Origin of the sequence: Sphingobacterium sp. SGR-19 (assembly GCF_011043555.1) — a bacterium.
In the GTDB taxonomy this organism is placed as follows: domain Bacteria; phylum Bacteroidota; class Bacteroidia; order Sphingobacteriales; family Sphingobacteriaceae; genus Sphingobacterium.
Genome location: NZ_JAAKGS010000001.1, coordinates 445665 through 457338, shown reverse-complemented (window position 1 = coordinate 457338; position 11674 = coordinate 445665). Strand labels below are relative to the sequence as shown.

Annotated in this window: 11 protein-coding genes; 4 read left to right on the top strand and 7 right to left on the bottom strand. The window is 40.7% G+C overall.

Going from position 1 to position 11674, the window contains the following annotated elements; genetic code table 11:
• Positions 1-254: 254 nt before the first annotated feature.
• Positions 255-1259, top strand: a complete 1005-nt coding sequence (gene fbp, locus G5B43_RS02090) for a class 1 fructose-bisphosphatase (RefSeq protein WP_165293426.1) — start codon at positions 255-257, stop codon at positions 1257-1259.
• On the opposite strand, the gene G5B43_RS19585 is transcribed toward fbp, so the two are convergent.
• The 7 genes from G5B43_RS19585 to G5B43_RS02055 form a co-directional block, all read right to left on the bottom strand.
• A complete protein-coding gene (locus G5B43_RS19585; protein ID WP_165293047.1) occupies positions 1256-2644 on the bottom strand; it encodes an exonuclease domain-containing protein in 1389 nt (462 codons plus the stop codon). The genes fbp and G5B43_RS19585 overlap by 4 nt on opposite strands.
• A gap of 54 nt (positions 2645-2698) precedes the next feature.
• On the bottom strand, positions 2699-3421 hold the full coding sequence (locus G5B43_RS02080) for a ThiF family adenylyltransferase (protein WP_165293046.1): 723 nt from the start codon (positions 3419-3421) through the stop codon (positions 2699-2701).
• Complete coding sequence (locus G5B43_RS02075; RefSeq protein ID WP_165293045.1) at positions 3418-4080, bottom strand: TatD family hydrolase; 663 nt, start codon at positions 4078-4080, stop codon at positions 3418-3420. The genes G5B43_RS02080 and G5B43_RS02075 overlap by 4 nt, the downstream gene beginning before the upstream one ends.
• 22 nt (positions 4081-4102) lie before the next feature.
• Positions 4103-5395, bottom strand: a complete 1293-nt coding sequence (locus tag G5B43_RS02070) for an anthranilate synthase component I family protein (RefSeq protein ID WP_165293044.1) — start codon at positions 5393-5395, stop codon at positions 4103-4105.
• A gap of 12 nt (positions 5396-5407) precedes the next feature.
• Entirely contained in the window at positions 5408-6679 is a 1272-nt protein-coding gene (locus tag G5B43_RS02065; RefSeq protein WP_165293043.1) for an adenylosuccinate synthase, read from the bottom strand.
• A gap of 105 nt (positions 6680-6784) precedes the next feature.
• Positions 6785-7291, bottom strand: coding sequence for a Fur family transcriptional regulator (locus tag G5B43_RS02060; RefSeq protein WP_240904691.1), 507 nt, complete (start codon positions 7289-7291; stop codon positions 6785-6787).
• Between the two features lie 77 nt (positions 7292-7368).
• Positions 7369-9576, bottom strand: a complete 2208-nt coding sequence (locus G5B43_RS02055) for a RelA/SpoT family protein (RefSeq protein ID WP_165293042.1) — start codon at positions 9574-9576, stop codon at positions 7369-7371.
• Between the two features lie 146 nt (positions 9577-9722).
• Here G5B43_RS02055 and G5B43_RS02050 point away from each other — a divergent pair, with 146 nt between their 5' ends.
• The 3 genes from G5B43_RS02050 (at position 9723) to bshB1 (ending at position 11674) form a co-directional block, all read left to right on the top strand.
• Positions 9723-10364: a DUF4294 domain-containing protein gene (locus tag G5B43_RS02050; protein ID WP_165293041.1), complete on the top strand. Its 642-nt coding sequence runs from the start codon at positions 9723-9725 to the stop codon at positions 10362-10364.
• Positions 10365-10384: 20 nt separating this feature from the next.
• Positions 10385-10876 (top strand): glutathione peroxidase, encoded by a 492-nt coding sequence (locus G5B43_RS02045; protein ID WP_165293040.1) that lies wholly within the window; start codon positions 10385-10387, stop codon positions 10874-10876.
• Positions 10877-10954: 78 nt separating this feature from the next.
• Positions 10955-11674, top strand: a complete 720-nt coding sequence (gene bshB1 / locus G5B43_RS02040) for a bacillithiol biosynthesis deacetylase BshB1 (protein ID WP_165293039.1) — start codon at positions 10955-10957, stop codon at positions 11672-11674.

Sequence of the window (11674 nt, the reverse complement as noted above, 5' to 3'; positions counted from 1 at the left end):
ACTATTCTCGATGCGGGATAAGTGCGGGGTAGAGAGACGCATCAAATTTTAAAGTGGCGATTTTTTGCGCAACTTTTTTCTAAAAAAAGTGCCTAAAGAAAAAAGTTATTAAATTTTTTTGAAAAAATAATCACTTGAATATCAGTGTTATAAATATGTGTATATTATACAATAAGCTGAAAATCAGTTTTTTAATTTGTTTTCCTTATGTAGTTTTGTGCCGTAAAATTAGTCACCAAACGGAATAACTATACATTATGGCATTCAAAACATTAGGTCAGTTTATCATCGAAAAGCAAGCGGATTTTCCATATGCAAAAGGCGAATTATCGCGATTGTTGCGTGATATCGGTATCGCAGCTAAGATTATCAACCGAGAGGTCAATAAGGCTGGATTGGTCGATATATTAGGGGAAAATGGTCATCACAATGTGCAGGGCGAAGCACAAAAAAAGCTTGATGTGTACGCGGATGAGCAGTTTATCGAAGCGCTGACCCGAGGTGGCGAATGTTGTTATATCGCTTCAGAGGAACATGAAGAATGTATTGAACTATCGTTAAGAAACTTAACAAATAAAGGTAAGTATATGGTGTGCATGGATCCGTTGGATGGATCTGCAAACATCGACTTGAATGTTTCTGTAGGATCTATCTTTTCCATTTATCGAAGAAAAATGCACGATGTACCTGTATCTGAAGAAGAGATACTGCAGTACGGTCGCGAGCAGGTTGCCGCTGGATATGTCATTTATGGTTCTTCCACCATGTTGGTTTACACAACCGGTAAGGGCGTGAATGGATTTACATTGGATCCGTCTATAGGCGAATTTTGTTTGTCTCATCCTGATATGAAAATCCCTGAAGACGGAAAATCTTATTCAGTGAATGAAGGGAATTATTTGAAATTTCCGCAATATATCAAAGATTACATCAAATTTTGCCAGGAAGAAGATAGTGCGACGTCAAGACCTTATACTTCCCGTTATATAGGTTCAATGGTGGCAGACATTCACCGTACGCTGATCACGGGGGGCGTTTTTCTCTACCCTGAGACCTCCAGTTATCCGAGTGGTAAGCTGCGTCTACTTTATGAATGTAACCCGATGGCATTTATTATCGAACAAGCGGGAGGGAAAGCAGTTTCTGATAAAGAAAGGGTATTGGATATTAAACCAACCCATTTGCATCAACGAACACCAATCGTCATCGGTAGTAAAAACATGGTGGATAAGGTCTTGAGCTTTATGGGTAAGGTTTAGGAAAGGCTTTTTGTTTGGGGTAATATATGTACTTTTTCAGGGTAGCGCTCAGTATATTGTAAGACAATTTGCTGCATATAGAAGTTACTGATACATTTATCTTTATAGGAAACGATATCTTCCACGCTAGACCATTGTTGGATAAACTCCACGAATCCAAAGGCGTAGAGCTTATCCTCTTTAAAATAAACATAACTGCTTTCTTCTTCGTTCCGTCCGCGATCGATAAGTAGAAATGACCTCTTTCGATCACTCAACTGTTGAAATACACTATCAATAAGCTGGTTGTGCTCCTCCAGTGAAGGAAGCGTCTCTACTTGAATTTTTCTGTCTTCGCGTGTTTCTGTAGAGGGGGAATAAAATGAACAAAGTATAGGTGTTAGGTTAAATTCTTCCAGCAAATTGGCCAAAAATAGATTAGCTTCCTGCGCCGTTTCGAAATAGCGGATGCTATTTGCATGACGAGCTGCTTTGCTTATCGCCAATCTACTATAGCCCCGGATATCCTCGTAATGGATAAGCACAAATTTTGGCTCATAACGTTTTAGTGCCCGGTTGTGAACAGGCCAATGCTTCTTGATCATCTGACATTCCATAAGAAGCGCCATAAGCTCGGTGCCGGATTCTTCAAAATCGATCGTTGCGATATCATTTATAAACTGTTGTCGTCTGAGACTCGTGTTTATACCTCCGAAATGGCTTAAAACACGTTTTTGTATATTGACCGCTTTTCCTACATAGATGATTTTCCCTTTCTTATCCCTGAAAATGTAAATTCCAACGGTTTCAGGCAGTCTTCGAAATTGGTCTAAAGAAAGGTGTGTAGGTAATCGATGTTCGGTATTCTTTTGCAAACTCTCTTGCAAATACTGATTTTCGTCGTGTGCAAGCAGTTGGGAGAATAGCTCAGCGGTAGCTTCTACATCACCCATCGCGCGATGTCGGGCAGCAATGTTGATTTCGCGTGCTTTACAGATATCTCCGAGACTGTACGAACGATGACCAGGAAAGATTTTTCTGGACAGCCGAACAGTGCAAAGTTTTGGCGCTTGCCAATCATAGCCTGCTTGCTTCAATTCCTTCACCAGAAACGAGTAATCGAAATTGACGTTATGCGCTACAAAAACTTTACCTTGTAAAAGATGGTATACATCTTCTGCGATCTCGCCGAAAGTAGGTGCACCTTCCAACATGTCCGGTGTGATACCTGTTAATACCTGAATGGCAAAAGGGATAGGGCATTGTGGATTAACAAGACTTTGATACCGTTCGATTATCTTTTTTCCATTATGTATCAAAATGGCAACTTCCGTAATATGACTCCCTCCGGCGTGGCTACCCGTTGTTTCAATATCGACTATGGCAAAATGCTTTTGTTTGTTCACAATGCAATATTACTAATTTAATTAGTAATACCGAAAGTAATGATGTTAATTAACTTATTTGCCAATCAAATCTCGAATAGCTACAGAGGCTATGGCGCCACCAAACGCCGCGGGCAAATATGACATGGTTCCATAAGCAGATTTCTTGAAATTAGTGCCGTCGGTGTATAGTAAGGATTTCTTGTAGGGAAGCTCCGTAGAAAAGGCTACCTTAACGCCGTCCCGGATACCATGTTTGCGAAGTTTCTTTCGGATGTGCTGCGCAAGTTTACAATTATACGATTTACTGATATCGGCAATACGGATTTTGGTGGGGTCTAGTTTACCGCCAGCACCCATCGAGCTGACGAAAGGAATCTTTGCTTCCAGGGCGTGCCTGATAAAAAATAGTTTTGGCGTGATGCTGTCAATCGCTTCCACACAATAATCAGGGTTTGACGCTAAAAGATCCGATATTTTTTCTGGAATAATAAAATCTTGTACAACGTGGAGCTCCAGCTCTGGATTGATGGCTAATAACCGATCTTTCATGATTTGCGCCTTGGCCTCGCCATGATTGGTAGCAAGCGCGGGTAATTGCCGATTCCGGTTGGAGGGGTCTACAGTATCACCATCAATAATAGTCATCTTACCTACTCCTGCACGGCAGATGAATTCTGCGGCAAACGAACCTACACCACCTAAACCTAAAACCATCACATGTGAACTAGCTAATTTTTCTAATGCCTTGCGTCCTGTTAAAGCCTCTGTTCTAGACAACCAAGATAAATCTTTCATTTTCCTATCGGATAGTTAAATATATGCGTGAAATTTTGATACAATTGTTCTTTTAAGAGCTGTAGCTCTATTTTTCGAACGCGGCAAAAATAAGCATAAATATCAACGATATTGACAGATTTATCGTCCGTTTCCAATAAAATTTTGTTAAGCGGTAACTGTTGGATAAGTTCGTCTTTTTTTCCTGAAAGAAGTGCGTTTCCTAGACTGAGGAAATAGCCATAACGGAGAATTTGCGCTGCTAATTCATTTTTTTTCTCGAAACCATGAAAGATAACAGGAACACGCACCTTTTCTTCGCGAAGTATCTGCAGACATTCCTGATAAGCGCGGACACAATGTATAATTAAAGGCTTTTGAATACTGTTTGCATAAGCGATTTGTTTTCGAAAGATAGTTTCTTGTAAGGTCCATGCCGTATCACAAAGTTTATCGAGTCCGCACTCGCCGATGGCTAAAACTTGCTTCTTTTTTCCATATTGATGAAGAGCATCCAATTGTGCCGTGGCGTTTTGTTCGATATACCACGGATGTATACCTAAGGAACAGGGATGGGGAAACAAGTAGTTCTTGGACACAATGACATTGGGAAGCGAAAATATTTGTGCTGTCGGGGCAAGAGTGCAATGGGTATGTATGTTGATGTAAGGCGATGACATATCCAAATATACGGAACGGAATTTATGTTACCAACCTAGCTTCCAATGTTTTAAGTATAGCCGAAGCTTTCAGTAGACATTCTTCGTATTCTTTCTCTGGATCGGCATCAATGGTTATCGCTCCTCCGGTGTGGAAAGACAAGTATTGCTTTTTACTATTATAAAGTAAAGAACGTATAACGACATTGAAATCAAAATTTCCCGCTGGATCAAAATAGCCTACAGCGCCTGCGTATATACCCCGTTTGCTGTTCTCGTAGCGATCGCATAACCTCATTGCACTGATTTTAGGGGCTCCAGTCATCGAACCGGCAGGAAAGGTATTACGGATAGTTTCTATATCTGACATCTCGGTGCTTTTTTGGCAGGTGATGGTGGAGACCAATTGATGTACTTGCTCGAATGTTTGTACCTCCAGTTGCCGTTCGGCTTTTACGGTGCCTTCCTGTGCACTACGCGTTAAATCGTTCCGAACCAGATCTACGATCATCACGTTTTCGGAAATTTCCTTCGGACTGTTTTTCAATGTCTCTACAATGTAAAAGTCTTCCTCCGCCGTCTTTCCACGAGGTGCAGTGCCCTTAATAGGCTGAGAAATCAAGATATTCCCCCGTTTCGCTAAGAAACGTTCAGGTGAAGCAGATAAAATATAATTATCGTTGATTTTGAAAAAGCAAGAGAATGGAGTAGGGGAAATCTCGTTCAATTTTTGGTATACAGCCAACGGTGACAATGTAACTTCTTCCGCATAAAATTCTTGACAAAGGTTAACCTCATATATATATCCTTGTTGGATATGTCTCAATAGTTGCTGAAATGCATCTACATATGCTGATTTGGACATACGCTTTTGAAAACGGATGTTTTCCGTTCCTATTATTTCACTGCTTATTATATTGTCATTAGCTAAAATGTCATGATATACATTTTCCGGATAAGGAGCTTCAATTTTCACCTCCTTATCTTGGAAATGCAAGACGATGGTTGGGATAAAAAAATAAGCTTCCGGAAATTCTAGTCGATCAGGAAAAGAGGTCGTTAAATCTTCTATTTCATTTTTAAGATCGTAACTAAAAAAGCCAGGCATCCACTTATGGGGATGCTTGGCTCTAAATTTTTCTAACGCACGGAATGTATCGGTATACTCGCCAACAAATAAATCCAAAGCTTTTACGGCAAGTAAACTATTTATCTGCGCGTATTCATCGTTGTAGCCATTGGATTGAAAGAAACAAACCTCATCAAATTGTTGGGCCCATTGAAGCGCCTGTCTTTCGAATTGCTGCGTATCAACCTGAAATACGGCTGTAGCCATTTGTTTGTTATATTACAGTTCGATAGTCTGAACGCGATCGGGGCCTACAGATAGATATTTAATAGGTACTTCCAATGCTTGTTCCAAATAAGCGATGTAATTTTTCAATGCAGTAGGAATCTCGTCTTTTGAACGGATGCCCGTAATATCTTGATTCCACCCTTCTATTTCTTCCAAGACAGGTTGTGCTTGGTTGGTGATAATTTCATAGGGCATGTAATCGATAGTTTCGCCGTTGTGTTTGTAATGTGTACACACGTTGATTTTCTCAAATGTATCCAATACATCGGCTTTCATCATGATCAATTCAGTCACGCCATTTAGCATAATGGCATATTTCAATGCCGGAATATCAATCCATCCGGTACGACGCGAGCGCCCGGTAGTTGCACCAAATTCATGTCCTATCTGGCGTAATTTCTCGCCAATTTCATCATCCAGTTCCGTTGGAAATGGTCCGCCACCGACACGGGTAGCATAAGCTTTGAAAATGCCATATACTGCACCAATTTTATTTGGCGCAATGCCCAGTCCCGTACATGCTCCCGCGGTAGTCGTATTGGATGAGGTAACAAATGGATAAGAACCGAAATCTACATCTAGTAATGTACCTTGCGCACCTTCAGCAAGTACCCGTTTACCTTCTTTTAGATAATTGTTGACCAAATGTTCGGCGTCGACGTGTGGAATCGTTTTGATAAAATCAATGGCTTCCATGAAAGCCGCTTCTTTTTCAGAAAAATCAGGAATCTCACCATAGTGAGAAAGAATTTCCAAGTGCTTGGCTTTTAATTTTTCATAGCGTTCTTGAAAATCTGGAAGGGTTGTATCTCCTACACGTAAACCATTTCGGCCAGTTTTGTCCATATATGTCGGGCCGATTCCTTTAAGAGTAGAACCGATTTTACCAGCGCCCATTTTGGATTCGGAAGCTGCGTCCAACAATTGGTGTGTAGGAAGGATTAAATGTGCTTTGCGTGCAAGAACCAACGTACCTTTGCCTACCGGATCAAATCCCGACGTGCGTAGATTATCCAACTCTCGTTTCAAGATAATGGGGTCGATAACGACACCACCGCCAATAAGGTTAAGTGTACCTTCATTAAAAATACCGGACGGGATGGTATTCAAGACAAATTTCTTGTTATCAAACTCTAATGTATGTCCAGCGTTAGGGCCGCCTTGAAAGCGGGCGATTAAGTCATACTTCGGACAGAATACGTCCACGATTTTTCCTTTTCCTTCATCGCCCCATTGCAGGCCCAAAAGCACATCAACTTGCATAATATTTGAAATATCGATATTAAAATTTAAATGATACGTTTAGAAAAAACACGACAAGCCGGTCTTTTCTGAACAAAGGTAATACAATAATTGGCGATTACCACATTAATTTGAAATTACCGGGCTCCTGCCTTTTTTAGGCATACTTTCGGTATTTTCAGCATTGTTCTTTTGACAATCTTCACAGACGCCATAGAGGTTAAGAGAATGGTGCTTGATGTCAAATTTCAATAAATCACCCATCAAACTTTGGATTTGATTGATGCGCGGATCGCAAAACTCGACGACCTTATTACATTCAATGCAGATAACGTGGTCGTGTTGTTTAAAACCATAAGATTTTTCAAACTGAGCCATGTTACGTCCGAACTGATGTTTGGTCACCAGATCGCAGGATACTAACAATTCCAATGTATTGTATACGGTAGCACGGCTTACCCGATATTTTTTATTTTTCATATGGATATACAATGATTCCACGTCAAAATGGTCGGACCGTGAGTAAATTTCTTCTAAAATAGCATAGCGCTCAGGCGTTTTTCTCAGATTCTTATTTTCTAAGTAAGCTTCGAAGATTTTTTTTACCGTTTGATAGTTTTCGCCTTTATTCATATTAATAGTTATTTCTACAAAAATACCAATTTCATCTGTAAAAAACGATGGTTTAATCGTGAAGTACAGGTGTAAGGCTAGTTGTCTGCCTCGTAGCGCGTTATGCCTGTTATCCCGTTGATTTGCTTCAAGGTTTTCATGAGGTCTTCCAATTGTTCGATGTGATTTACAAACACCATAATGTTCCCTTCAAATATTCCCTCATTACTGGTAATGGAAAGCGAACGGATATTGACGTTATATTCTTGCGAGATAACGTTGGTTATCTTGTTTATAAGTCCTACGTCGTCAATTCCTACAATGCGTAATCCCGTAAGGAAAGCTACGTTTGGTTGAGAAGACGCCCATTTTGCCTTCAATATCCGATATCCGTAGCTCGCCATGAGTTTGGATGCATTGGGGCAGCTGGTGCGGTGTATTTTAATGCCATCATTCACGGTTAGGAAACCGAAGATGTCGTCACCCGGGATCGGATTGCAACAAGGCGCCAACGTATAATCAACCTGTTGGTAATCGTCACCGATAAGAATGGTGTCAATTTCTTTTTTGTTGATTTTTTCCACCAAGCCCGAAACATGTGAACTGAAATGGCTTTGACCAGGCGTATTTGTTTTCTCACTTTCCGCGTATTCGCGAAGGTTTTTGATATCAATATTGCCCTTAGCGACATTATAGAAAAGCTCTTGTGAACTAGGATACTTGAAATAGTTGGCAATTTTATTGATATTATCCGTGTTGTACGTGATTTTTAAAGATTTTAATTTACGTTCTAAAATCTCTTTGCCATCTTCTGCTACCCGCCTTTTTTCTTCTTTTAATGAAGAACGTATCTTTGATTTTGCTTTTGCTGTAACAACAAAATTGAGCCAGTCCTCTTTTGGCGTCTGCTTACTGGAGGTGATAATTTCGACCTGATCCCCATTTTGCAACGGATGGCTGAGTGGAACTAATTTGTGGTTAACCTTAGCGCCGATACAGGTTGCACCAATATCCGAATGGATTTCAAAGGCAAAATCCAACGCCGTGGCTCCATTGGGTAGTTGAACCAACGTACCCTTGGGTGTAAAGATAAATATCTCGTCCGAAAACAAATTCATCTTAAAGTCGTCCACGAAATCCATCGCGTTTTGCTCCGGGCTACTCAATAAGTTTCGGACTTTTTGTATCCATTGGTCTAACCCACTGTCAGAGTTAGATTCTTTGTATTTCCAATGTGCGGCAAATCCTTTCTCGGCAATTTCGTTCATACGCTTTGTACGAATCTGTACTTCGACCCATTGGCCTCGGGGGCCCATTACGGTGGTATGCAGGGACTCATAGCCGTTCCCTTTGGGCGAAGAAACCCAATCACGCAGACGATCCGGATTAGGACGGTACAAGTCCGTGACGATCGAATATACTTTCCAACACTCTGTTTTTTCTCTTTCGGTGGGCGTGTCTATGATAATTCGGATAGCAAATAGATCATATACCTCTTCAAACGGAATCGATTTCTTGCGCATTTTATTCCAAATGGAATAAATCGATTTTGGGCGTCCGAATACTTCTGCCTTTATACCTTGTTCCTCAAGTATTTTTTTAACGGGCTCGATGAAGTCAGCTACAAACTTTTCACGCTCCGCTTTTTTCTCGTTTAGCTTTCGTGCAATAAATTTATAGGTATCCGGGTCTGTATACTTCATCGAGAGGTCTTCCAATTCGGATTTTATAGCGTAAAGACCTAGACGGTGTGCGAGGGGAGCGTATAGGTAACTTGTTTCCGATGCAATCTTTAACTGCTTATGTCGGGCCATAAACTCCATGGTGCGCATATTATGAAGGCGATCCGCAAGTTTGATCAGAATAACGCGTACGTCGTCTGCCAATGTAAGTAACATTTTACGGAAGTTTTCCGCTTGCATGGAGCTATTCGGATCAAAGATTCCCGATATTTTAGTAAGTCCATCGATAATGCGCGCTACCTTTTTTCCGAACCGTGCTTCTATATCCTGTAAGGTAATAGACGTATCTTCCACAACGTCGTGCAAAAGGGCACAGACGATAGAGGTTGTTCCTAAACCTATCTCTTCTGCTGCTATCTGTGCGACAGCTATAGGATGATATATATATGGTTCACCTGATTTACGACGCATATCTTTGTGGCTCTCCAACGCGAGGTCGAATGCTCTTCGGATTTCTTGTTTATCGCCCCGCTGTAAAGTCGGTTTGCAAGCTCGAAGTAAAGCGCGATACCTTTTCCTAATCTCCTTATTTTCTGCCTCAATATCAATCTCAAATTCTTCCATATACACACTGAAAAAGTTGCTTTTATATTTTTTTGTTCGTAACTTTATTATTGTTTTTTCGCTTATGTGGAAATGGGTAAAAACAACATATAAATATAGCAAATTTTTTACATATTTGGAAATACATTAATATTTTTTAGAAGGAGATGACGCGGTCTTTTGTATGGGGTCTATTTTTAGCTTTCTTGTTGCCATATACGGGTAAAGGACAGGCTTTGCAGGTTCCCCATTATGGAGAAGGAGAGGGTGAAACGTTGCGGTATTATACCACTACCCGTTTGGAGACAGGAGAAGTACTGCCTTGGTTCCCAATTAAAGATGTCGTCGTTACAGCTAGACGCACGTTTAAGACAGAAGAGGATCGATTAAACTACTTGCGTTTGGAACGAAATGTCCTACGTGTATTGCCTTATGCGATTTATGCACAAAAACGATATGAACAATTGGATCGTGAAATTGCTCTTGCTTCCTCCAAGAGAGAAGAAAAGCGTTTGATTAGAGCGTGTGAAGATGAAATTAAGGAGAAATTCAGAACAGAAATCAAAAATCTGAGCATATCTCAAGGAGCGATCTTAATTAAATTGGTGCAGCGCCAAACGGGGAATAGCAGTTATGAACTTGTACGGGAGATGAAGGGGGGGCTTTCGGCTTTCTTTTACCAATCTGTAGCAAAGGTGTTCGGCCACAATCTCAAATCGGTTTACGACCCTGAAGAAGACTATGAAATCGAAAATATTATCCGAGGATATGAACGTATACGTCCGATAAAGAATTTATATAATTATTAGACCTAAATAGAAAGGAAGCTATGCAAACGGTTTATGATTTCCACGGCCTACAATTTAACGGAGAAAAGAAATCGTTGCAAGATTATTCTGGTAAAGTACTTTTGATTGTAAATACTGCCAGTAAATGTTTCTTTACCAGGCAATTTAAATCGCTGGAGCAATTGTATCAGAAATATAAGGATCAGGGATTCGAAGTTTTAGCTTTTCCATCCAATGATTTTCGCGGACAGGAACCGATGACAGGTTTGCAACTGGAAACATTTTGTCGTATACAGCAACAGGTTACCTTTCCAGTATTTAAACGAATACATGTTGTTGGAGATTATTGTGATCCGTTATTCAGATTTTTGTCCGACAAAAACCTCAACGGACATATAAACGTTAAACCTTTATGGAATTTTCACAAATACCTTATTAACAAACAAGGAGAAGTAGTGGATTACTTCTATAGCGCTACAAGCCCCCAAGCAAAAAGGGTGATGGCAAAAATCGAAAAATTGATAACAGCCTAGAGTATTCTTGATCTCTTTTTTGTTCTACTTGCCATTTTTTACTTAAATATCTACTTTTGAAACAAACAAAAATGTACTATGAAGTTGGATTTAATGGTGATGACCGTTCATCCCGATGATGCCGAATTAGGGGCAGGGGGGACGATTGCGAAATATGTTGCGGAAGGCAAAAAGGTAGGTGTCGTCGATTTGACACAAGGTGAGTTGGGGACACGTGGCACGGCCGAAACCCGAAAGAATGAAGCAGCAAGAGCAGCGGATATTCTGGGAGTGCACGTTCGTGAAAACCTTGGTCTACGTGATGGCTTTTTTGCCAATAATGAAGAAAATCAGCTTGTAGTTGTACGTGCAATCCGCAAGTATCAACCTGAAATTGTGATTACCAATGCGCTTGACGACCGTCATCCAGACCATGGCAGAGCAAGCAAACTAGTAAATGACGCACTTTTTCTAAGCGGGTTACGCCGCGTCGAAACAATGGATGAAGGGCGGTCTCAAGAAGCTTTCCGTCCGCGACTTCAGCTGCAAGTGATTCAAGATAAATATATCCAGCCCAATATCATATTAGATATTACGGACTTCTGGGAAAAGAAAGAGCAGTCCATTTTGGCCTATACTACACAATTTAACGCAGCGCTGGATGATGATGAACCGCAGACGTATATTTCAAATCCTGACTTCATGGAATCTACACGAGGTAGAGCCGCGGAATTGGGACGAAATATACAGGTCAAATATGCGGAAGGGTTTACTGCGCGCAAGTTATTGGGGGTACAGGATATCTTCCAACTCTTATAA

What these genes read in the sequence shown, in the direction of transcription:
- G5B43_RS02065 (WP_165293043.1), bottom strand. Translation starts at nt 6,679, where the DNA reads ATGCAAGTTGATGTGCTTTTGGGCCTGCAATGGGGCGATGAAGGAAAA.
- bshB1 (WP_165293039.1), top strand. Translation starts at nt 10,955, where the DNA reads ATGAAGTTGGATTTAATGGTGATGACCGTTCATCCCGATGATGCCGAA.
- G5B43_RS02050 (WP_165293041.1), top strand. Translation starts at nt 9,723, where the DNA reads ATGACGCGGTCTTTTGTATGGGGTCTATTTTTAGCTTTCTTGTTGCCA.
- G5B43_RS02075 (WP_165293045.1), bottom strand. Translation starts at nt 4,080, where the DNA reads ATGTCATCGCCTTACATCAACATACATACCCATTGCACTCTTGCCCCG.
- G5B43_RS02045 (WP_165293040.1), top strand. Translation starts at nt 10,385, where the DNA reads ATGCAAACGGTTTATGATTTCCACGGCCTACAATTTAACGGAGAAAAG.
- G5B43_RS02060 (WP_240904691.1), bottom strand. Translation starts at nt 7,291, where the DNA reads ATGAATAAAGGCGAAAACTATCAAACGGTAAAAAAAATCTTCGAAGCT.
- G5B43_RS02080 (WP_165293046.1), bottom strand. Translation starts at nt 3,421, where the DNA reads ATGAAAGATTTATCTTGGTTGTCTAGAACAGAGGCTTTAACAGGACGC.
- G5B43_RS02055 (WP_165293042.1), bottom strand. Translation starts at nt 9,576, where the DNA reads ATGGAAGAATTTGAGATTGATATTGAGGCAGAAAATAAGGAGATTAGG.
- G5B43_RS02070 (WP_165293044.1), bottom strand. Translation starts at nt 5,395, where the DNA reads ATGGCTACAGCCGTATTTCAGGTTGATACGCAGCAATTCGAAAGACAG.